The 22229-nt window shown below is 76.0% G+C and carries 17 protein-coding genes and 1 pseudogene; 11 read left to right on the top strand and 7 right to left on the bottom strand.

Annotated elements, in window-relative coordinates:
- Positions 1–24: 24 nt before the first annotated feature.
- Positions 25–564 (bottom strand): GNAT family N-acetyltransferase, encoded by a 540-nt coding sequence (locus DBP14_RS31570; protein WP_129310930.1) that lies wholly within the window; start codon positions 562–564, stop codon positions 25–27.
- 78 nt (positions 565–642) lie between these two features.
- Between DBP14_RS31570 and DBP14_RS31565 the strand changes: the two genes are divergently transcribed.
- Positions 643–1035 carry a VOC family protein gene (locus tag DBP14_RS31565; RefSeq protein ID WP_129310928.1) on the top strand — a complete coding sequence of 131 codons (393 nt, stop codon included), beginning with the start codon at positions 643–645 and terminating at the stop codon, positions 1033–1035.
- 38 nt (positions 1036–1073) lie between these two features.
- On the opposite strand, the gene DBP14_RS31560 is transcribed toward DBP14_RS31565, so the two are convergent.
- Complete coding sequence (locus tag DBP14_RS31560; protein ID WP_129310926.1) at positions 1074–1748, bottom strand: MarR family transcriptional regulator; 675 nt, start codon at positions 1746–1748, stop codon at positions 1074–1076.
- Positions 1745–3409 (bottom strand): FUSC family protein, encoded by a 1665-nt coding sequence (locus DBP14_RS31555; RefSeq protein WP_129310924.1) that lies wholly within the window; start codon positions 3407–3409, stop codon positions 1745–1747. The genes DBP14_RS31560 and DBP14_RS31555 overlap by 4 nt, the downstream gene beginning before the upstream one ends.
- 177 nt (positions 3410–3586) lie before the next feature.
- Between DBP14_RS31555 and DBP14_RS31550 the strand changes: the two genes are divergently transcribed.
- From DBP14_RS31550 to DBP14_RS31535, 4 genes are all read left to right on the top strand, one after another.
- Positions 3587–4153, top strand: coding sequence for a DUF5134 domain-containing protein (locus DBP14_RS31550; RefSeq protein ID WP_129310922.1), 567 nt, complete (start codon positions 3587–3589; stop codon positions 4151–4153).
- A 206-nt stretch (positions 4154–4359) separates the two neighbouring features.
- A complete protein-coding gene (locus tag DBP14_RS31545; protein WP_129310920.1) occupies positions 4360–5298 on the top strand; it encodes a M56 family metallopeptidase in 939 nt (312 codons plus the stop codon).
- A gap of 60 nt (positions 5299–5358) precedes the next feature.
- Positions 5359–6048 (top strand): HAD-IA family hydrolase, encoded by a 690-nt coding sequence (locus tag DBP14_RS31540; protein WP_129310918.1) that lies wholly within the window; start codon positions 5359–5361, stop codon positions 6046–6048.
- Positions 6049–6270: 222 nt separating this feature from the next.
- Entirely contained in the window at positions 6271–6978 is a 708-nt protein-coding gene (locus DBP14_RS31535) for a TetR/AcrR family transcriptional regulator (RefSeq protein ID WP_129310916.1), read from the top strand.
- Here DBP14_RS31535 and DBP14_RS31530 read toward each other — a convergent pair.
- From DBP14_RS31530 to DBP14_RS31520, 3 genes and pseudogenes are all read right to left on the bottom strand, one after another.
- Positions 6949–11241, bottom strand: a complete 4293-nt coding sequence (locus DBP14_RS31530) for a cation-translocating P-type ATPase (protein ID WP_129310914.1) — start codon at positions 11239–11241, stop codon at positions 6949–6951. The two genes, DBP14_RS31535 and DBP14_RS31530, sit on opposite strands and share 30 nt — an antisense overlap.
- A gap of 640 nt (positions 11242–11881) precedes the next feature.
- Positions 11882–12136 (bottom strand): annotated as a pseudogene (locus DBP14_RS31525) (hypothetical protein); the annotation flags it as partial.
- Positions 12137–12426: 290 nt separating this feature from the next.
- Positions 12427–13197 carry a PaaX family transcriptional regulator C-terminal domain-containing protein gene (locus tag DBP14_RS31520; protein ID WP_129310912.1) on the bottom strand — a complete coding sequence of 257 codons (771 nt, stop codon included), beginning with the start codon at positions 13195–13197 and terminating at the stop codon, positions 12427–12429.
- A gap of 78 nt (positions 13198–13275) precedes the next feature.
- On the opposite strand from DBP14_RS31520, the gene DBP14_RS31515 reads away from it, so the two are divergent.
- On the top strand, positions 13276–14946 hold the full coding sequence (locus DBP14_RS31515; protein WP_129310910.1) for an acyl-CoA dehydrogenase family protein: 1671 nt from the start codon (positions 13276–13278) through the stop codon (positions 14944–14946).
- A gap of 203 nt (positions 14947–15149) precedes the next feature.
- Positions 15150–17153, top strand: a complete 2004-nt coding sequence (locus DBP14_RS31510; RefSeq protein WP_129310908.1) for a HEAT repeat domain-containing protein — start codon at positions 15150–15152, stop codon at positions 17151–17153.
- A gap of 232 nt (positions 17154–17385) precedes the next feature.
- On the opposite strand, the gene DBP14_RS31505 is transcribed toward DBP14_RS31510, so the two are convergent.
- Positions 17386–17982: a hypothetical protein gene (locus DBP14_RS31505; protein WP_129310906.1), complete on the bottom strand. Its 597-nt coding sequence runs from the start codon at positions 17980–17982 to the stop codon at positions 17386–17388.
- A 282-nt stretch (positions 17983–18264) separates the two neighbouring features.
- Between DBP14_RS31505 and DBP14_RS31500 the strand changes: the two genes are divergently transcribed.
- The 4 genes from DBP14_RS31500 to DBP14_RS31485 all read left to right on the top strand — a co-directional run bounded on the left by DBP14_RS31500 (position 18265) and on the right by DBP14_RS31485 (position 22173).
- A complete protein-coding gene (locus DBP14_RS31500; protein ID WP_164992446.1) occupies positions 18265–19350 on the top strand; it encodes a sialidase family protein in 1086 nt (361 codons plus the stop codon).
- A 64-nt stretch (positions 19351–19414) separates the two neighbouring features.
- Positions 19415–20092, top strand: coding sequence for a uracil-DNA glycosylase (locus DBP14_RS31495; RefSeq protein ID WP_129310902.1), 678 nt, complete (start codon positions 19415–19417; stop codon positions 20090–20092).
- Positions 20089–21072, top strand: coding sequence for a BadF/BadG/BcrA/BcrD ATPase family protein (locus DBP14_RS31490; protein WP_129310901.1), 984 nt, complete (start codon positions 20089–20091; stop codon positions 21070–21072). Before DBP14_RS31495 ends, DBP14_RS31490 begins: the two co-directional genes overlap by 4 nt.
- Before the next feature lie 177 nt (positions 21073–21249).
- Complete coding sequence (locus DBP14_RS31485; protein ID WP_129310899.1) at positions 21250–22173, top strand: hypothetical protein; 924 nt, start codon at positions 21250–21252, stop codon at positions 22171–22173.
- Positions 22174–22229: the final 56 nt, after the last annotated feature.

The following is a 22229-nucleotide window of genomic DNA, read 5'->3' as shown; positions in this document are numbered from 1 at the left end:
CGGCGCCCTGCCACGCCGAAACGATCAGGCGAGCTGCTTGACCAGCAGCTCGAACTGGAGGTCGTCGCGCTGCGGGATGCCGAAGCGCTCGTCGCCGTACGGGAACGGGGTCATCCGTCCCGTACGGCGGTAGCCGCGGCGCTGGTACCAGGCGATCAGGTCCTCGCGCACGGAGATCACCGTCATGTGCATCTCGGTGACGCCCCAGGTCTCGCGGGCCACCCGCTCCGCCTGGGCCATGACGACCTTGCCGAGCCCGGCGCCCTGCTGGGTGGGGCTGACCGCGAACATCCCGAAGTACGCGTGCTCGCCGCGGTGCTCCAGCTGGCAGCAGGCGACCAGCCGCCCGTCACACTCGGCGGTCAGCAGCCGGCTCTCGGGGGACTTGATCACCGCGAGCACGCCCTCGGGGTCGGTCCGCTGTCCCTGGAGGATGTCCGCCTCCGTGGTCCACCCCGCCCGGCTCGAATCGCCGCGGTAGGCCGATTCGATCAGCGCCACGAGCGCGTCGACGTCCGTGTCGGTGGCATCGCGGAAGGTGGGTGCGGTGGCGGCGGTCCCCATGGGTGGTCTCCGATCTCGGGCGCGGCTGAGCCAGGTTGAGGGTAACTCCGGCGGACTGTGGCGCTAACGTGCGGATGCATGGTGCATGTACTCAGCAGCCGGACACTTCTGCGGCCCACCGACCCCGAGCGGTCCCGTGCCTTCTACGGGGAGCGGCTGGGCCTGCCGGTCTACCGCGAGTTCGGTACGGGTCCCGAGCGCGGGACCGTCTACTTCCTCGGCGGCGGTTACCTGGAGGTCTCCGGGCGCTCTCAGACCCCGCCGTCGCCGGCCGTCCGGCTCTGGCTCCAGGTCGAGGACGTGGCCGCGGCGCACGAGGAACTGCGGGCGAAAGGGGTGGGGATCGTACGGCCGCCGGTGCGGGAGCCGTGGGGTCTGATCGAGATGTGGATCGAGGACCCGGACGGCGTCCCCATCGTGCTGGTGGAGGTCCCGGCGGACCATCCCATCCGGTACCGGCCGGGGATCTAGGCGTACGCGGCCTTGCGTTCGCGTCAGGACGGTGCCCGTCAGCTCCGCAGGGCGCCCATCGTGCCCTCCAGACGGGTGAGCAGGTCGGCGAGGAGTGCGGCGAGTTCGTCCTGGCCCTGGGGCGCGAGGACCGACAGCACGGCCGTCTCGTAGGTGAGCTGCTCGGGGAGGATGCCGTCCACCAGGTCGCGTCCGGAGTCCGTGAGGCGGACGTGGGCGACCCTGCGGTCCCGGGTGTCGCCGCGCCGTTCGACCAGGCCGCGCTCGGTCAGCTGCTTGAGCCGCTTGGTGACGGCGGCACCGGAGGAGAAGGTCTCCCGGGCCAGCTCCCCCGGCGTCAGCTCGTGGCCCGTCCGCCGCAGCGCGCCGAGCAGGTCGAACTCGGGCCGGCTGAGCCCGGCCCGGCGCAGGGGGGCGTCCTCGGCCTGCTGGAGGAGGGCGGCACAGCGGTTGATGCGGCCGATGACCTCCATGGGCCCGGTGTCCAGCCCGGGGTGCACGGCCCGCCACTGCCGGACGACGGCGGCCACGGTGTCGCCCTGGGCGCCGGCCTGCCCGCGCGGGGCACGTCCGCCAGATCGGCGGGGTCCGGTCCCCGGCTCCCCGCCCTCCGCACCGCCGGCGCCGGGCACCTCGGCCGCGGCCCGTTCGGGGGCCGGCCGCTCCCCGCCCGCGCCGCTGTCCGCCTCCGGCTGTCCGCTGGTCGCCGTCATGGCCTTACGTCCTCCGTCGTGCTGCCCGTGTTCCCGGTCGACGGCACGAGACCCTGGCGTCGCGCCGTCGCCGCGAGCGTACGGTGTGCCGACCGTTCGGCGAGCACGACCCGCTCCTCGGGCAGGGCCCGCTGCCACCACTCGCCGGACGCGGCGTCGGCCGCGGCGCGCAGGTCGGCCGCCGCGGCGGCGAGGGCGCGACGCGCGGACTCCAGGGATCGCGGTGCCGGGTGCGGCGCGGCGAGCAGACGGGCGGCGTGCTCGCGGGCGCGGTCCACGGCGGCCAGCGCGTGCTCGATGCGGTCGCCGGCCCGCCGGTTGGTGACGGCAACGGCCGCGACGAAGCCCACCAGCGCGCCGACGAGGGTGTCCACGACCCGCTCGGTGATGAGCCGGCCTGGGTCCTGGGCGCGGGCGAACTCGGTGACGAGCAGGGCCATCGGCGTGACGCACACGGTGCCGAGCCAGTAGTTGCGGCCGATCAGCGCCTCCGCGCCGAAGTTGAAGGCGAGGCAGCACAGCACCAGGAGCACCTGGTGCAGATGGGCGAGGGGGGCCACCGCGGCGAAGACGAGGACGCCGAGGACGTTGCCGACGACGCGCTGGACGCCCCGGTTCCAGGTGAGGCTGACGTTGGCCTGGTAGAGGGAGGCCGCGGTGACCAGGGCCCAGTAGGGGCGGCCGACACCGAGGGCGAGGGAGGCGTATCCGGCGAGGGCGCAGCCGATCGCGGTCCGCGCGGCCAGGGGGGCGAGCGGGGCGAGGACGTGACGCAGCGGGCGCCGGGGCGCGGCGAGTTCGGCGTCCACGCCGAGGAGTTCGTCGGCGGCGTCCGGCAGGATCTCGGCCCGGGGCACCCGTCCGGTGCCGCGCAGGGCGCGGGCCCAGGCGCGGAGTCGTCCGGGGTCGGTGTCGGCGGGGGCGGCGAGGGCGACCTCGGCGCGGACGAGGAGGCGTTCGAGGGCGCGCCGGGTGCGGTCGGGGCGCGCGCCGGCGGCGAGCAGCGACTGCCAGGCGGCGTGCACGGCGGCCGCGGCGGTGGCGCGCGCTCCGGCGTGCCCCTCGCCGGTGGCGCCGGTGGCGGCGTACGCGGCGGCGGCGTTCAGGGCCCGCGCGGTGGCCCGGCGCTCGGGGCCGTGCGGGCGGAGCAGGCCCGGGGCCATGCAGACCAGCCAGGCCCAGGCGCCCGCCGCCAGGGCCAGTCCGACGTGACCGGGCACCTGGCCGAGGGTCTGGGGCACGAACAGCGAGGCGGAGCTGATGAAGACGAGGACCACGTGTCCGGGCGGACCGATCCGGGTCGCGTCGCAGGCGGCCTTCTGCACGGCGGCCATGAGGGCGCCCACGGTGACCAGCAGGACGCCGTCGGTGGTGAGCGACGCGGCGACCAGGGCGACGGCGAGGCCGGCGACCATGCCGAGCACCACCCCGGCGAGCGCCCGGGCCCGGGCGGCGTAGGGCCGGTTGTGGCCGTAGAGCGCGCACAGCGACCCGGCCATCGTGTACATGGCCAGGTCGAGGCGGCCGAGGGCCAGCAGGGCGAGGGTGGGCGGGGCGACCGCGACGACGGCGCTGAGCGCGGGCTTGAACCAGATGTCCGAAGGCCGCCCGAGGCGGAGCACCCCGGCGAGGGGAAGACGGTGGCGGGTCGCGTTGCTCATACCTTCGAATTTAGCATGTGTTTTACTCGTAAAACATTACTTCTGATCGCGTCCGCACCAGCCCTCACCTGCCGTGCTCCGCCGCATGCTCCCCGTGTACACCCTTGCGCTCGCGTGTGCCCCGCCCCGCGCGGGCATCGCTTCCCCGGACGGACCGTCGAGCGGGGGAGGACGCGCGTGCACGGACCGGTGTCCGCGAGCTGGCTGCTGGTCGCGCTCTGCGCGGCGACCGGTGCGTACTGTCTGCTGCGCATGCGCAGCGAGGTCGAGGAGCAGCGGCGTGCCGCGGGCGGCGAGGCGCTGATGGGCTTCGGGATGGCCGCGATGGCCGTCCCCGCGGCGGTGTTCAGTCCACCGAGGTGGGCGTGGCCGGTGTACGCGGCCGTGTTCGCCGTGGCCGCGCTGCGCGCCCTGTGGGCCGCCCGCACCGGCCCGCACCACCTGCACCACCTGGTGGGCACCTCCGCGATGGTCTACATGTCGCTGGTGATGGCCTCCGTCTCCGGTGCGCACCATGTGCACGGCGCCGCCGGGGCCGCCCCGGTGACCGGCGTCCTCCTCCTCTACTTCGCCGGCTATGTGCTGCTGGCCGGCGCCCGCCTGGTCCCTGCGGCTGCGGCGACCGGGCCGGTGACCGCGGCGACCGGGCCGGCGGCCGTGCGCTGGGGCGACCGTCCGGAACTGTCGCGCGCCTGCCGCCTGTCGATGGGCATCGCCATGGTCGCGATGCTTCTGACGATGTGAGCGACGGCCCTGCGGTCCCCGCGCCCCTTGAGGAAGCTGCGGCTCGCCCACCCGAGGGGCGCGGGGAACTGCGCGACAAGCCACGAAGGACCCGCACCCGGCGACGCAGCCCGCACCCCCCTCGCTGGGCGCGCCCGGCGTTGCCTGCGTCACTTCGCCGCCGTGCGCCGTACCGCCGGGGGCCCCGCGCTCATAGGGTGCTGCCCATGATGGTCCCCGTGGCCCTGTTGCTGCTCGGCGCGCTGACCGCCGTGGCCGGGCCCAGGCTGCTCGCGCGGGCCGACTGGGCGGACCGGGAGCCGGTGGTCGCGCTGTGGATGTGGCAGTGCGTCGTGGCGGCCGTACTGCTGTGCTGCGGGCTGTCGATGACGCTCAGCGCGGCGGCGGCGTGGCAGGCGGTGCGCGGGCAGGTGTTCGCGACGGCTCCGCACGCGGTCGTGGACGCCTACGCGCTCGGCACGGCCGGTCCCTGGGCGGCGGCGACCGCGGTGGCCCTGCTCTGCGGCGCCCTCTGGAGCCTGGCGATGCTGGTGCGGGAGGTCGTACGGTCCCGGGCCCGGCGGCGGGCGCGGCGGGCCGAACTCCTGGTGCGTGCCCCACTGTTGCCCGGCGAGGAGCCTGCCGGGGGCCGGCTGGTCATCCTGGAGGGCGAGCGGCCCGACGCCTGGTGGCTGCCCGGCGCGACGCCCCGGCTGGTCGTCACGACGGCCGCGCTGCGCCGGCTGAGGGGACGCCGGCTGGACGCCCTGCTCGCCCATGAGCAGGGGCACGCGCGGGCCCGGCACGACTGGCTGCTGCACTGCTCGGCCGCGCTGGCCGGCGGGTTCCCGCAGGTGCCGGTGTTCGCCGCGTTCCGTGACGAGATGCACCGGCTGGTCGAACTGGCCGCCGACGACACCGCCTCCCGGCGCTTCGGCCGTCTGACGACCGCGCTGGCCCTGGTCGAACTCAACGAGGACCGGGGGGTGTTCGGGCCCGCCCCGGCTCCGCACGCCGAAGTGCCGCGGCGGGTGCACCGGTTGCTCACTCCCCCGGACCGGCTCCCCGCCCTGCGCCGGCTGCGCCTGACGGCGACGGCCGCACTGGTCCCGGCGCTCCCCGTCCTGGTGGCGTTCGTCCCGGGGCTGCGGGCACTGGGCCGCTGACGGCGGGCACCGGAGTGCTGACGGCCCGGGGCACGCGGGAGCCCGGGTAGAGTCCGGCGCATGACCGCCGTGCTGTTCGACTTCTCGGGCACCCTCTTCCGTATCCAGTCGACGGAGTCCTGGCTGCGCGCCGGACTGCACGAGGCGGGCCTGGTGCTCTCCGATCCCGAAGTTGCGGCCACGGCGGGGGCGTTGGAGGCGGCCGGGGCGCTGCCCGGCGGGGCGGCACCGGCCGAACTGCCGGACTCCCTGGCCCCGCTCTGGGCGGTCCGGGACGAGAGCGCCGAGCTGCACCGGGCGACGTACACCGGCCTGTCCCGGCGGGTGCCGCTGCCCGACCCGAAGCTGCACGACCTGCTGTACGACCGCCACATGCTGCCGTCCGCCTGGTCGCCCTACCCGGACGCCGCCGAGGTGCTGCGCACGCTGCGCGAGCGCGGGATCGGCGTCGGAGTGGTCAGCAACATCGGCTGGGACCTGCGGCCGGTCTTCCGCGAGCACGGCCTGGACCCGTACGTGAACGCCTATGTGCTGTCGTACGAGCACGGCGTGCAGAAGCCGGATCCGAGGCTGTTCGAGGCCGCCTGCGCGGCTCTCGGCGCCGATCCCCGGCAGGTGGTGATGGTCGGGGACAGCAGGGAGGCGGACGGTGGGGCGGCCGCGCTTGGCTGCCGCGTGCACTTCGTGGACCATCTGCCGGTGACGCGCCGGCCGGACGCCCTGCGACCGGTGCTGGAGCTGGTGGGGTGAGCCACCCGGCGAGCGACCGGTGAACGACCCGGCGAGCCGGCCGCTGAGCGAGCGCTGAGTGGCCGTTATGCGAGGCCAGGGCCCCCGGCCCGGTGGCCGGCCGTCCGGGGCGATCCCCCGTGTCGCCCCGGACGGACCGGACCGTGGTGCGGGCTCCGCGCACGGCGGGCCCCCTGCGGTGAGTATGGTTGGCTGGCAGCCAGTCAACGCAGGAGTTACAGGATGTCCCCGCGCAGCGCATCGGTCAATGAAGAATTGCGGCGGCGTTCCCGCGAGCGGCTGCTGCAGGCCGCCGTCGAGCTGGTCGACGAGCGGGGGTTCGAGGCGACCACGCTGGGCGACATCGCGGACCGGGCCGGTTCGGCCCGCGGGCTGGTGTCGTACTACTTCCCCGGCAAACGCCAGCTCGTGCAGTCCGCCGTCCACCGGCTGATGCACCGCACGCTGGAGGAGGCGCTGGAACGGGAGCCGCGGACCGAGGACGGCCGGGAGCGGCTGGCCCGGGCCATCGACGCGATCCTGGGCCTGGCCCGTGACCGGCCCGTGCTCATGCGCCAGCACATGGCGGGCCTGCTGCAGGCCGAGGGCTTCGTGCGGTGCCCGGAGCAGCGGCGGCTGTCGGAGCTGCTCACCGACACGGTCGCCCGGTACGGCTCCCCCGACCTGGCCGCCGACTACCCGATGCTGCGGGCCCTGCTGATGGGTGCGGTGTTCGCGGCCCTGGTGCCGGGCGTGCCGATGCCGGTGCCGGAGCTGCGGGCCGAGCTGTTCCGGCGGTACGGGCTCGACTGGGAGCTGGGCGTGCCGCCCGAGCGTGACACCGGGACGCGGGAGCGGGACCTGTCGCGGTTCTTCGCCACGGAGGAACGGCACAGCGGACGGAAGGATCCCGGTCCGCGCTCAGGGCCGGCCCGTCGGCAGCAGTCGTAGGACCGTCTCCTCCAGGCGGGGCAGGGCCCGGCCGCTCGCGAGGGCGACGGCGATCGACGCGGCGACGCCCGCCCACGCGACCGGGCCCAGCGGCGTGCAGCCGAGGAGGCGGCTGAGTCCCGGCGTCTGGATCACGGCGACGAGGGCCGCGGCGGAGCCGAGGGACGTGATCCGGACCAGGGTGCTGTCACGGCGGTCGAGGAGCGTCTGGGCCAGTTGGGTGCCGACCACGCCGCACAGGGCCATCGTGCCGGTCCTGCGGGCCGTGCCCGGGGTGAAGCGGCCGATCAGCCAGGCGGTGAGGGCACCCAGGCAGGTGGTCAGGGCGCGGTGGCGGATCTGCCGGATCAGGGTCTCGCCCAGCACTCCGCCGGCCGCGTCCTCGGGGGCGGCTATGTCGGTCGGTTCGGCGTCCTCCGTCACCGCGACCGCCATCGACGGGAACAGGTCGGTGAAGAGGTTCACCAGGAGCATCTGCCGGGTGGAGAGCGGAGCCCGGCCCGACAGCAGAGTGCCGATGATGCCGAAGCCGACCTCGCCGGCGTTGCCGCCGATGAGGATGGCGATGGCGTCGGCGACGCTGTGCCACAGGGCGCGGCCCTCGCGGACGGCGGCGATCAGGACGGTCAGGTCGTCGTCGGTGAGGACGATGTCGGCGGCGTTGCGCGCGGCGGCGGAGCCCCGGGCGCTGATGCCGACGCCGATGTCGGCGGCCCGGATCGCGGCGGCGTCGTTGGCGCCGTCGCCGACCATGCCGACGACCCGGCCGGCGTCCCGCAGCGCCTCGATCACCTGGAGCTTCTGCTCGGGCGCGACCCGGGCGACGACACCGGCGTCGCGGAGCATCCGGGCGCGGGCCGAGCGGTCGGCGGCGGTGAGCTGGTCCCCGGTGACGACCTCGGTCTCCTCCGGCCAGCCCAGTTCGCGGGCGACGGCGCGGGCGGTCTGCGGATGGTCGCCGGTGAGCATGACCGGCCGTACGCCTTCCTCGCGCAGGCCCCGCACCAGCGCCGTGGACGTCTCGCGGGGTACGTCCGACAGGGCCAGCAGACCGGCGAACTCCAGGTTTTCCAGGGGTGCTTCGAGGACGTCCGCCTCGGTCTCGCCGTCCGTCAGACGGCGCCGGGCCACGGCGAGGACGCGCAGTCCGTCGCCGGCCAGCGCGTGCGCCGCCGCGGTGGCGTGCCCGGGGAGGTCCGCGCAGGTGGGCAGGACGGTTTCCGGCGCGCCCTTGACCACGAGGGTGCGCGGGCCGTCGGCCGTGCGGCCGACGGCGGCCGCGTAGCCGCGGGCGGCCTCGAACGGCAGGCCGTCGAGCTGGGTCCAGTCGGGGTCGGGTCCGGCCGCGTCGAGGACGGCCTCGTCGGTGGCGTGCACCGGGCGGTCGGAGCCGCCGTCGACCACCGGGCAGGCGCGCGCGGCGGACCGCAGGGTGTCCGCGGCGGCCGCGTCGTCCACGGGCCGTACGGTGCCGTCGGCGGTGCCGAGCCGCACGAGGCGCAGCCGGTTCTCGGTGAGGGTGCCCGTCTTGTCGAAGCAGAAGGTGTCCATGCGGCCCAGCGCCTCCAGGGTGCGCGGGGTGCGCACCAGCACGCCGCCCCGGCTCAGCCGCCGGGCGGCCGCCAGCTGGGCGACCGTGGCCACCAGCGGCAGCCCCTCGGGTACGGCGGCCACGGCGACGGCCACCCCGCCGCTGACCGCCTCCCGGATGGGAGTGCCGCGCACCAGGGCCAGACCGGTCACGGCGGCGCCGCCGGCGAGCGTCAATGGCAGCGCCTTGCGGGTGAGTTCCTGCAGCCTGGCCTGGACGCCGCCGGCCGGGGGCGTGCGGGCGGCCAGGTGGACGGCGCGGGCCGCCTCGGTGCTGTCCCCGGTGTCGACCACGACGCCGTGCGCGCTGCCGGCCACCACGGTCGTGCCCTCGAAGACCATGCACCGCCGGTCCGCGACCACCGCGTGCGGGGTGGCGGCGGTCTGCTTCCGCACCGGCAGGGACTCCCCGGTCAGCGCGGACTCGTCGATCTCCAGGCCGTCCTCCCACAGCAGCCGGGCGTCGGCGGGCACGACGTCGTCCGCCTTCAGCTCGATGACGTCGCCGGGCCGCAACCGGCCCGCGTCCACGGTGCGGGTGCCGCCGGCGGGTGCCTCCTCCTCCGGGGGTGCGACGCGCGCCTTCCGCTTCTGCTCGGCGCGCAGCCCGGACAGCGCCCGCTCGGCGCGCATCCGCTGGACGCCGCCGACGAGGGCGTTCAGGTCGAGGGCGCCGACCACGAGCAGGGCGTCCACGACGGAGCCGAGGATCGCCGACGCGGCGGAGCCGACGGCGAGGACCGGGGTGAGCGGGTCGTGCAGTTCCTCCCGGACGGCCCGGCCGAGCCGCACGGTCCACCGGGCGGGGGCCAGCACGGGATGCCGTACGGCGGTGCGGGCGGCCGTGCGGGCCCCGGACGTCGCCTGCTCGAAGGCGGAGGGTTCGGCGGCCGGGTCGTCGCCCAGACGCTGCCTGGCCTCCCGCGCCTCCAGTTCGTGCCAGTGCACGCGGGGGCGCGGGTGCGGGGCGCGGGCGGCGGCCACACCGAGGGCGGAGCGGGCGCCGGACAGCAGGGCGGTCGCGGCGCCGGCGTCGACCGGGGCGTGCCGCAGGCCGGGCAGGACGCCGCGGCCGCTGCGGGACTCGCCGATGGCGACGAGGAGCCCGGAGAGCGCTGCGCCGGACCGGGCCAGGCTCTGCGCACGGCGGCCGACCGTCCGGGCTGCCGGGACCGCGGTCAGCACCCGCCACGCGTCGGGCAGACCGTGCGGGGCGAGGAGGTCCGCGCCCCAGACGACGGCACCGTCCTGGTCGGTCAGCGCGACGGCGACGTCACTGCCGCGCAGCCCGGCGAGGACGTCGTGCTCGGTGGCGGACCGCATCCGGACCACCGTGAGGACGGTCCCTTCGTCGCCGCGCACCCCGTACACCACGTCGTCGAGCGGGCGCCGGGCGTCGACGACCTCGTCGGCGAGGCCGGTGAAGTCCTCCAGCACCGGGTCGTCGACGAGGACGACGCGCAGGCCGGCCCGGCGGGCCGCGTCCAGCACGGCCTCGGTCCACGGGTCGGCCTCGCCGTCCGCCGTGCGCAGCGCGCTCGGGTGCAGGACGACGGTGTGCGCCATCTCCAGCTGCCGCAGCCGCTCCGGGTCCCGCACCAGCACGCCGGTGCGGGACAGCGCGGTGCTCAGTACGGCGTGGAACGCGGCGGGGCCGTACCGGGCGGCCTTGGGCGAGCCGGCGAGCACCGCCTCCGCCGCCTCGGTGCCGTCGTGCTTGACCAGGAGGGTGGCCGCCGCGCCCAGCAGGCTGCCCGCGGAGGCGTGGGAGGCGTACTCCTGGGCCGGCGACTCGCGCAGCGGCGGGCGCGGGCAGCCGTCGGCGGCGACGCTGATCCGCCCGGGCGCGCACAGGTCGTCGTGCACCGCGTCGAAGGCGGCCGCGCGGGCCACCGTCTCGGCGAGCTGGCAGGCGCGCAGGGTGCCGTCGAGCACCAGCGAGGTGGGCGTCTGGCCGGCGCCTTGCGCGACGGCGTTCGCGCAGGCCAGCAGCAGGTCGGTGCGGGACGCGCCGACACGCGCGCGGAGGAAGGACCGGAAGCGCGGGTTCTCCCGCAGCAGGGTGACCGCGGCCGTCACGACCCGCGGCGAGGGCGGCAGCCGCAGGGCGTACGCGGTGAACCCGGCGGCGATGCCGAGGACGTCGGCGCCGAGGGTGGCCGCCGCGGCGCGCACCCCGGCCGGGTCGGCCGGGTGCGTCGGCTCCTCGGGATCACCCCCGGCCAGCCCCAGCCCGTGCCGTGCGGCGAGGTCGGTCGCACGGTCCATGACCCGGTCTGCGGCCTCCTCCTCGGTCACGCTCACCACCAGGCGGGCGAGCCCCTGGTCCCAGTACGCGAAGACGACATCCGGGTGCTCGGCCAGCGCCGAGGCGACCCGGCGGGCCAGCCGGCCGGTCCCGCCGGCACGCCGTACCCGCTCCGGCTCGGCGGGCCGCAGCGGCAGGTGCGCCCGCGCACCGGACCGCCAGGGCGCGCCCGCGCCGGAGAGCGCGCCGCGGGCGACCCGGGCCACCCGCCCCGCCGTGTCCGCGCCGCGCACCCCGGCCCGCGCGGTTCCGGCCACCGCCCCCGCGGCCAGCCCGACAGCGGGGACGGCCGCCCGCGCGACCGCCCCGGGAAGCGCTTCCGCCGCTCGTACGGCGGCGGAGGGTGCCGTCAGCAGTCCGAGCACCACGGCCTCCTCAGAGCACGGTGCGGCCGGGCCGCGCGGTCGGACCGAGCGGACCGGTGGCGTGTTTGGGCGAGGGCGGCGGGGCGTCGTCGTGGGCGACTTCCGGCTTGTGGTGGCTGGGGGGCGGGGTGGCGCCGGTGGCGTTACTGCTGCTGGTGCCGACGCCGGTGTCATGGGCCTCGTGGGTGTCGTCGGTGGCCGTCGGCTTCGGGTGGCTGGGGCTGCCGGACGGGGTGGCGCCGGGGTCGCGGACGTCGCTTGAGTCGCCGGTATGGCCTGCCTGGCCGCCGCCGGCGTGTCCGCTGCCGCCGGTGGCGCCGGCCTGGGCGGGCGCCGTGGGCTCGGTATTCGTCCTCGACGACCTGAGTGCCGCACTGCCGAGGTCGTGCGCGGGCTCCGTCCGCTCGGCCCGGCCGCGCGAAACGGCCTTCTCCTCGACGGCTCCCTCGGTGACAGCCTTGTCCATGACGGCCTGCTGGATGGCCGCCTTCTCGGCGGGGGTCCGCTCGGCCGGTTCGGCCGTGTCGGTGGGCGTGCGCTCGACTGGTCCGTGCGTCTCGCCCTGGGTCCGCTCGGCCGGTTCGGCCGTGTCGGTGGGCGTCCGCTCCTCCCCCACGTCCGTGGCCGCCCGCTCTGTTTCCGGGCGTGGCCGGGTGAGCCATGCGACCGCCGCGCCGGTGAGCGCGACCGGCCATTCGACCACGCCCGTCACGCCGAGCACCCCGGCCCCGGCGTACACCGCGATCCGGCGTCCCCGTGGCGAGACGGCGCCGATCCTGTCCAGGGTCTCCTCCGCCGCCCTGCCGACCGGGCCGGCGCCGGGCACCCGCCGCAGTGCCGAGGCCGCGCCGCGCAGGGGCGCCGTGAGGGCCGACGACGACTTCTGCTCAGCCATGACTCTCCTCGGGTGGATCACCAGTGGTGCCCACCGAGTGCCCGCAACGGCGTGGGTCATCCCACCTGGTCATCGCGCCCTTCTCGGCGAAGGAGGCGGCCAGCCCCACGCCCCTACGACAGCCGAGCCGAACCGATCAGAGGCCACTCCTGGCCACTCCTCCGGCCGGCCCACGGCTCCCGGCCCCGGCCCCAGCCCCAGCCTCGGGCCCCCGGCCCACGGCCCCCAGCGAATGCCGCCCCGTGCACGCTCGCCCCAGGCATCGGCACGGGTGCGCGTGCGCGTGCGCGTCACGACGTTCCGCCGTCCTCCCCTCCGCCCAGCCCCGCCGAGGCGGCCAGTTCGGCCCGGTAGCCGGCGTACGCGGCGCGGAGGGCCTCGCCCGGCCAGTCGGGGGGCAGGAGTCCGGCCGGCAGTACGGGGTCCGTGAGCAGGTGGCGTACGGCCGCCGCGAAGGCGGTCAGTGAGTCGGCAGGGTCGCGGGAGCCGGCCACCCGGGCCAGCAGGGTCCGCGCGGTGGCCGCCCAGTCCTCCAGCGGCCACAGGCGCGCCGCCAACTCGTGCGGAGACTCGTCCGGTCGCGCGGTGTACGTCTGCGCCACCCGCGCCAGTTCCCCCGGCAGCGGCCGGTCGAGGTTGGCCGGGCGCAGCCACACGCCCTCGCGGAGTTCGGCCAGCCGAAGGGTCGTCAGACGGGCGCGCAGGGCGGCGCGTTCGGCGGGCTCGCGGCCCGTCGCGGTGATCACGACCATCTCCCATTCGCCGTCCCACGCGCGCGTGCGGGGACGCACCGCGTCGTCCTGCCGGCGCTGACGGGCCAGCAGCCGGTCACTGAGGCCGTACACGCCGTTCGCGCGCCGCAGGTCACCGGCGGACACCATCCGGCTCAGCGCGGCCCGCAGGGTGGAGCCGCCGACCCCGAACGGTTCCACCAGCCGGACCAGGTCCTTCACCGGCAGCCGCGGCGGATGGGTGCCCAGGAGCAGGCTCAGCACGACCGACCGCGCCGACAGCGGCCGCAGGCCGGCCGTGTCCGTCTCCACCGCCACGTTCGTCCGCATGGGCACGTACTGTACGTCCCCCTCCCGGCTATGTGTTGCACTCTTGCTACGGTCGCAGCGAGAGTGCAACATGGCCGTATGGTCTCCACTTCCGCGCAGTCGCCGTCCTCGTCGCCGTACGCCACCCACGAGGTCACCAACCAGGCCCCGCCCCTGCCGCCGTACGACGCCTCGGACGACCGTGCGCTGCTGGAGGGCCTGCGCCGGGAGGGTGCCGGCTGGGCGGAGGAGGACGTCCGGCGGCTCGGGCTGCGGGCCGGCAGCGCGCAGGCGCAGGAGTGGGGCGAGCTGGCCAACCGCAACGAGCCGGAGCTGCGCACTCACGACCGGTACGGCAACCGGGTCGACGAGGTGGACTTCCATCCGAGCTGGCACCACCTGATGCGCACCGCCGTGGCCGAGGGCCTGGCCGGGGCGCCGTGGGCGGACGACCGTCCGGGCGCCCACGTGGCACGTACGGCCGGCGGGCTGGTGTGGGGGCACACCGAGGCCGGGCACGGCTGTCCGACGTCGATGACGTACGCGGCCGTCCCCGCGCTGCGCGCGACGCCGGAGCTCGCCAAGGTGTACGAGCCGCTGCTGACCAGCCGGGAGTACGACCCGGAGCTGCGGGTGCCGACGGAGAAGCCGGGTCTGCTGGCCGGCATGGGGATGACCGAGAAGCAGGGCGGCTCGGACGTCCGGACGAACACCACGGTGGCCACGCCCACCGCCGAGGCGGGTGTGTACACGCTGCGCGGGCACAAGTGGTTCACGTCGGCTCCGATGTGCGACGTCTTCCTGGTGCTGGCGCAGGCGCCCGGCGGCCTGTCCTGCTTCCTGGTGCCGCGCATCCTCCCGGACGGCGGCCGCAACCCGTTCCGCATCCAGCGGCTCAAGGACAAGCTGGGCAACCGGTCCAACGCCTCCTCCGAGCCGGAGTTCCACGGCACGGTGGCCTGGCTGGTGGGTGCGGAGGGCCGCGGCGTGAAGACCATCATCGAGATGGTCAACTGCACCCGCCTTGACTGCGTGATGTCCTCGGCGACGCTGATGCGCAAGACGCTCGTCGAGGCCGGTCATCACGCGCGGTACCGCGGCGCGTTCGGCGCGCGGCTGATCGACCAGCCGCTGATGCGCAACGTCCTGGCCGACCTCGCCCTGGAGTCGGAGGCGGCGACGACCCTCACGCTGCGGCTGGCCGGTGCGGCGGACCGGGCGGTGCGCGGGGACGCCGGGGAGAAGGCGTTCCGGCGGATCGCGACCGCCGTCGGCAAGTACTGGGTGACCAAGCGCGGTCCGGCGTTCACGGCGGAGGCGCTGGAATGCCTGGGCGGCAACGGCTACGTCGAGGACTCCGGGATGCCGCGCCACTACCGGGAGGCCCCGCTGCTCTCCATCTGGGAGGGCTCGGGCAACGTCAACGCGCTCGACGTGCTGCGCGCGCTGGGCCGGGAACCGGACACCGCCGAGGCACTGTTCGCCGAACTCGCCCTCGCGCGCGGGGCCGACACCCGCCTGGACGAGACGGTGACCTCCCTGAGGCGGCAACTGGCCGAAACGGACCAGGTGGGCGCCCGCCGCCTCGTCGAGCGCATGGCCCTCGCCCTGCAGGCGTCGCTGCTGGTGCGGGACGCCCCGCACCCGGTGGCCGACGCGTTCTGCGCGACCCGTCTGGGCGGCGACTGGGGCCACGCCTTCGGCACCCTCCCCGCGGGGGCCGATCTCGGCTCGATCCTGGACCGCGCCCTGCCCGTCCGGGAGGGCTGACCGGCCCCGCCCCTCCCCTGGGCGCGCGCCCCCTTGCGCGGCCTCGCCCGGCCGAAAACACCTCCCTCCCGGGCGTGTTGTGCCGGCGACGCGGTTGGCCGGTGACCGATGACGGATCGCACACAGTCAGCGCGCGGCTCCGCTTCGTTGTCAGTGGTGTGGTGCACACTCGCGATCAGTGGCACTCGCCTGGGGAGGACAACGTGTTCACGGGGATCGACGAGGTCGACTGGGCTTCGCTGCGGCACGCGTACGGCAGTGCGGAGGACGTGCCGCCCCTCCTGCGGGGGCTGGCCTCCGCGGACGCCGTCGAGCGGGAGACCGCGCTCGACGGGCTGTACGGCGCCGTGCACCACGAGGGGAGGGTGTACGACTCGACGCTGGCCTGCGTGCCCTTCCTCTTCTCGGTCGTCGCGCGTGCGGAGGTGCCGGACCGGGCCGGCATCGTCGAACTGCTGGCCAGCATCGGCACGGGAGGCGCGGAAGGCACGGGAGCAGCGGGCGGGGGCGCGCCGGCGCGGTACGCGGTGTCCTCGGGCGCCGAGGCCTTCGTACCGCTCGCCTCAGACGCGGACGCGCGCGTGCGAAGGGCGGCGGCAAGCGCTCTCGTACAGTTCCTCGACGACCAACCCGCGCGGGTGCTCGACCTGCTGCGGCAGCGCCTCCTGGTCGAGCGGGACGACGCGATCCTGCTCGCCGTCACCGAGGCCGTCGGCCTGTTCGCCCGCCGGCATCCGGGCCACGCGGCCCCCGCGGTGGAACTTCTGGCCGCGCGGAGCGCCCCGCCCTACGGCCCGGGACTGCGGCTCGCCGCGCTCGGCCAGCTCGCCTGCGTGGCCCCCGACCGGCTGCCTGCCGGCCTGGTGCCGACGGCCGTACGGCTGCTGCGGGAGCGGTCCGCACAGCGTGCCGCCGAGTCCGGCGGGCCGCAGGAGGACACGCTGGTGGCGCGGATACGGCGGCTGCGGCCCTCCGACGAGGAGGGTTCGCGTCTGCTGCGCACCCTGCACAGCGCGCTCGGTGACCGGGTGGACGACCGGATCGCCTTGCTTACCGGGCAGTTGACCAGCCCCGACCCCAGGGACCGGGGCAACGGGGTGTGGATGTCGGCGGGGCTGTTCCGCGGCCTGCGCGCGGACCACCGCCGCCCGGTGTCCCTCCTCGGCGCCCAACTCGCCTCGGACCACGCCTGGTTACGCGATGCCGCGGTCTCGGTCCTCGCCGAGCTGTTCGGCCTGGCCGCACCCGCCGCGGACGCACTGCACACCCTGGTCACCGCCCGGCCCGACCTGTGGACGCAGCGCTGGCACGGCGGCCCGCCGACGCTGGGCGGCCCGCTCAGAGCCCTGTCCAGGAGCGGGGACCGGCGGGCCGTCCCCGTTCTCGCCCAGGTCCTGGACAGCACGGCCGTACCGGTCGACCTGGGGTGCGAGGTGGTGCCCCTGGGCCGCGCGGCGGCTCCGCTGGCCCCGGCGCTGCGCCGCCGGCTCGGCCTCATACCGTTGGACGACCCCGCGGCCGCCCGGCTCGCCCGCCCGCTGCTGGCGGCCGTCGGCGCCGTCGGGGACCGGGAGGCCGTACCGGAGGTGCTGCGGCTGCTGTCCGGCGGACCCGACGGGCCGGGTGGGCTCGACGGCATCGCCGGGCCGGCGATCGAGACCCTGGAGACGCTGGGGGCGGCGGCACAGGCCGCGCCGCTGCTGCGGCGGTTCCTGCACACCCGGCACGCCGCCGCCGCGGCGAGTGCCCTGTGGTCGGCGGAGGGCGACGCGAACGCCGTACTCCCCTCTCTTCGCCGGGAGTTGGCAGAGCGCCGGCACGGAAGGCGCCGTCCGGCCGCCGAAGTGCTGGGCAGACTGGGCCCCGCCGCCCGAACCGCCCTGCCGGAACTGCGCCGGGTCGCCGAGTCCGGGCCCGCGGCGGAGCGTGCGTGGGCCGCTTGCGCGTGGTGGTGGATCGAACGGGACCCGGAGCCCGTGCTCCCCGTGCTGCGGACCGCCTGGACGGAGGACCCCACCGCGCGCCGCCCGATCGTCGGCTGCCTGGCCGAGATGGGTCCGCCCGCCGCTCCGCTACGCGAGCTGGTGGCGACGGAACTCGCCGCCGTCCGGCGCCACAATGCACGGGAGACCGGCCACGGCAGCCACGACATCGCCGAGGACGAGGCGCTGCTGGGAGCGTGCCGCGAGGTGATCGCGGCGCTGTAGGCGGCGGCCGGGGGCCCGGCGAGCCACTGCGCTTCGCGGGCGCCGGGCGGGCGCCGGAGCCGCGGTCGAGCTGGTCGACGTGCGGGGCTTCGAGGCGACCACGCTGGGCGACATAGCGGACATCGCGGCGGCGTTCCCGCGAGCGGCTGCCGCGGATCCCCGGGCAGCGCATCGGTCGATGAAGGCCGGCCCCGGCACGGCGTTCGGTCCCGGCCCTGCGGGGCGCGGAGTGTCAGCCGGTCATGCGTCCCCACTGGGGGCCCAGGCGGGCCCATTCCGCGTCCCAGCCGGCCATGCGCCGGTGCTCCAGCCGCCGGCGCAGCATCATGCCGCCGACGAACGGGACGGCGGCCCCGCTCACCCCGACCAGGCCGCCGATCAGCACGGCTCGGAGGCGGGCCTCGGAGACGGTGGCGGGCCGGGTGACGAGGTGCCCTCGCGGATCGGTCCAGACGGACACCGCGGTGCCGGCCCGGCTGCCCGGTGCGACGCGGACCCGGCCGGTGTGGGCGGAGCCGTCGGCCACGGTCCAGCGGACCGTGGTCCAAACCCGCTCGCCGGCGGTCGTGCGCTGGTGCGCGTGCTTCCCGGGGGCCTTCTGGACCACCCGGGCGACGGCCAGGCGCCACGTGGCGCGTTCCGCGGCCAGGCCGTGCTCCACCGACCGGGCCGCCGCCAGTCCCGCCGCCACAGCGACCAGGACGGTCAGCAGCCAGGCGCCCAGCACCACCCACGCCTCCACCACGTCGGCCCGGCGCCTGAGCGGATTGCGCCGCCAGCGCCACAGCCACACCGTCGGACCACGGGACTTCGGACCACGGAACGCCATCAAAGGCATCCTCCTCACGAGCGCACCGACCGACCGGACCGCCCTCCCTTACGGGCGGACCCGCCCCCCTGCTCACGCCGAGCCGTCTCCCCGACGGTCGCACGAGTCGCCCCGTTCGCGCGGGCACATGCGCCGAGCGGATCCGGCCGATCTCCGCGGCCGCCCAGCGTCACCGTTGTGACCTGCGGTGACGCGCGCTCCGGGGGCCGCTGTCAGTGGTGGGGTGCAGACTGGCCGATATCTGACGACGACCCGGACGAAGACGTCCCGGAGGTGATCGGCATGACCGAGGTACTGCTCGCCGTGGGCACCCGAAAAGGTCTGTTCATCGGGCGGCGGCGAGAGGGCGCCTGGGAGTTCGACGACCGTCCCTGTTTCAACGCGCAGGCCGTCTACTCGGTCGCCATCGACACCCGGGGCGACACCCCGCGGCTGCTGGCGGGCGGGGACAGCGCGCACTGGGGCCCGTCCGTGTTCCACTCGGACGACCTGGGCCGCACCTGGACCGAGCCGGCCCGGCCGGCGGTCAAGTTCCCCCAGGACACCGGCGCCTCGCTGGAGCGGGTCTGGCAGCTGCACCCGGCCGCCGCCGAACCGGACGTGGTCTACGCAGGCACGGAACCGGCGGCGCTGTACCGCTCGGAGGACCGCGGCGAGAGCTTCGAGCTGGTGCGCCCGCTGTGGGAGCACCCCACGCGCGCGCAGTGGGTGCCGGGCGGTGGCGGTGAGGGGCTGCACACGGTGCTCACCGACGCGCGGGACCCGCGTGCCGTGACGGTGGCCGTCTCCACCGCCGGGGTGTTCCGCACCACCGACGGCGGGGCGAGCTGGGCGCCGTCCAACTCCGGTGTCTCCGCGGTGTTCCTGCCGGATCCGAACCCGGAGTTCGGCCAGTGCGTGCACAAGGTCGCCCGGGACTCGGCCGACCCGGACCGGCTGTACCTGCAGAACCACTGGGGGGTGTACCGCAGCGACGACGCGGGCGCGCACTGGACCGACATCGGCTCGGGCCTGCCGTCCACGTTCGGTTTCGCGGCGGCCGCCCACCCGCACCGGGGCGACACGGCGTACGTCTTCCCGATCAACGCGGACGCCGACCGGGTGCCCGCCGACCACCGCTGCCGGGTCTTCCGCACGTCGGACGCGGGCAAGAGCTGGGAGCCGCTGTCGGCGGGCCTGCCGGACGAGGACCACTACGGCACGGTGCTGCGCGACGCGCTCTGCACGGACGACGCGGATCCGGCGGGCGTGTACTTCGGCAACCGCAACGGCGAGGTGTTCGCCTCGGCCGACGACGGCGACAGCTGGCAGCAGCTGGCGTCGCACCTGCCGGACGTGCTGTGCGTGCGGGCGGCGGTGATCGCCTGACAGCGGTCCCGCGCCGCGGACGCCGTTTGATCGCCGCCCGGTGTACGGCAGTAGGGTGACGCCCGTGGCACCACGACCCTTGCATGAAATCGTCGAAGCGGGCTGGGCGAAGGCCCTGGAACCCGTGGCCGGGCAGATCGCGTCGATGGGTGACTTCCTGCGCGCGGAGATCGCCGCGGGGCGCACCTACCTCCCGGCCGGGCCGAACGTCCTGCGGGCTTTCCAACAGCCCTTCGACGACGTACGGGTCCTGATCGTCGGTCAGGACCCGTATCCCACCCCCGGACACGCGGTGGGCCTGAGCTTCTCGGTGGCCCCCGAGGTACGGCCGCTGCCGCCGAGCCTGATCAACATCTTCCGGGAGCTGAACACGGACCTGGGCCTGCCCCAGCCGTCGAACGGCGACCTCACGCCGTGGACGCGGCAGGGGGTGCTGCTGCTCAACAGGGCGCTCACGACGGCGCCGCGCAGTCCCGCCGCCCACCGCGGCAAGGGCTGGGAGCAGGTCACCGAGCAGGCGATCCGGGCGCTGGCCGGGCGCGGCAAGCCGCTGGTGTCCGTCCTGTGGGGGCGGGACGCCCGGAACCTGCGTCCGCTGCTTGGCCGGTTGCCGGCCGTGGAGTCCGCGCACCCGTCGCCGATGTCGGCGGACCGCGGGTTCTTCGGGTCCCGGCCCTTCAGCCGGGCCAACGAGCTGCTGCTCCAGCAGGGAGGGCAGCCGGTGGACTGGCGTCTGCCGTGACCGGCCCCGCCCGCAGCGGCTACCTGGCCGTCGACTCCGGTGGCTCCGGGCTCCGGGTGGTGCTCGGCGTGCCGGGGCGGGAGCCGTCCGCGCCGCGCGCGTCGAAGGAGCCGGTCCGGACGGGCGGGCGCGGGATCGACCCCGCCCATCTGATGGAGCAACTGGTGCCCCTCGCCCGCGCGTTGGCCGAGGAGGCCGGGGTGAGCGGCCTGGACGCGGCCGTGGTGGGCGCCGCCGGGTTCGCCAGTCTCGGTGACGCGCTGCGGGCCGAACTGCCGGGCGCGCTCAGCCGGGAGCTGGGGGTGCGGACGGTGGCGCTCGCCGCGGACGCCGTCACCGCCTACGTGGGCGCGCTGGGCCCCCGGCCAGGCGCGGTGCTGGCCGCCGGCACCGGCCTGATCGCGGTCGGCACGGACCTGACGGGCTGGCGGCGGGCGGACGGCTGGGGGCATCTGCTGGGCGACTGCGGCGGCGGCGCCTGGATCGGGCGGGCCGGGCTGGAGGCCGCGCTGCGCGCCCACGACGGCCGCGACGGCGGCTCCGCCGCGCTGCTGTCCCGCGCCGAGGAGCGGTTCGGGCCGGTGAACGGCCTGCCGGGACTGCTGTATCCGCGCTCCGACCGTCCTGCCGTCCTCGCCTCCTTCGCCCCGCAGGTGGCCGAGTGCGCCGGCCGCGACCCGGTCGCGGCCGGGATCCTGCGTGCGGCGGCCCGGCACATGGCCGAGTCCGCCGCCGCCGTGTGCCCGGCCGCCGGGAGCCCCGAAGTCGCCCTCACCGGGGGCCTGTTCAAGATGGGAGACGCCCTCCTCGTACCCCTGCGGGAGGAGTTGGCGACCAGACTGCCGCACGCCCGGCAGGTGCCGGCCGAGGGCGATCCGCTGCACGGCGCCGTACGGATCGCGACGGATCTGGCGGCCGGGCGGTTCACCCTGCCGGGTGAACCGGCGATGCTCTGCGTGGTCCCCGCGCCGGGTGACTGAACGGGCCGGTCCGGCCCGGATGCCGGCCCCGGATCGTCCCGTGTCGGCCCATGTGTCCGGCATGTGTCGGAATCATGTGTCATCCGTACGTAACTCATCAGACAAAACCGGACGGATACCCCTCACCTGCACCCTCCCCGAACAGGGGAGCCCAGAAAGTTAGTAACATGCGGCGCCATGAGCTCCCCCACTGGGCCCGCGTCCGGCCTGCCTGTACGAATGCCGCGACCCCGCCAGCCCGGACGGCACCGCCGGCCGGAACCGCTGGTGGCTCCCGAGGGCGCGCCCGCGTTCGTCCTCGCGGTGCCCGGCGTGCCCAGCGCCGCCACGCGCGGCCTCGCCGAGGAGGTCGTGAGCATCGCCCGCTCGGAGCTGCCCGGCCTGGACGCCCGGATCGGCTACCTGGACGGCGACGACGCGGAGTTCCCGACGCTGCGGGCCGTGCTGACGCACGCCGCCGCGGAGCGCACCGCCCGCTACGAGCAGGCCGTCGCCGCCGGTGTGGCGGCCAAGGAGCCGGACGGCCCGGTCGCCGTCGTCGTCCCGCTCCTGGCGGGCCCGGACAGCGCCCTGCTGCGGCAGGTGCGCCAGTCGGTGATGGACAGCCGGGTGGCCGCCGATCTGACCGATGTGCTCGGTCCGCACCCGCTGCTCGCCGAGGCCCTGCACGTGCGCCTGTCCGAGGCGGGTCTGGCCCGCGCCGACCGCGCCCGTCTGTTCACCGTGGCGACCGCGGCCGACGGCATCATCCTGGCCTCCGTCGGCGGCGAGGAGGCCGTGCAGGCGGCCGGTATCACCGGCATGCTGCTCGCCGCGCGGCTGGCCGTGCCGGTGATGGCGGCGGCCCTGGACCAGGAGGGTTCCATCTCCTCCGTCGCCGAGCAGCTGCGGTCCTCCGGTTCGACGCAGCTCGCGCTCGCGCCGTACCTGGTGGGCCCCGAGATCGACCCCGATCTGCTGGCCGCCGCCGCCGAGGAGGCGGGCTGCTCCACCGCCGAGCCGCTCGGCGCCTACCCGGCGATCGGCAAGCTGGCCCTCGCCCAGTACACGACGACCCTGGGGATCAGCCCGCAGCAACAGCAGGGCACGCCGGTCCGCTGACCGCAGGACTCGGCGCTCGTGCGTCCCGGGCCCGCTCCGCCTGACGGAGCGGGCCC

The sequence above is a fragment of the Streptomyces sp. L2 genome, from assembly GCF_004124325.1.
Classification (GTDB): domain Bacteria; phylum Actinomycetota; class Actinomycetes; order Streptomycetales; family Streptomycetaceae; genus Streptomyces.
The sequence above is the reverse complement of the archived record's forward strand: the minus strand, read 5'-3'. Positions and strand labels throughout refer to the sequence as shown.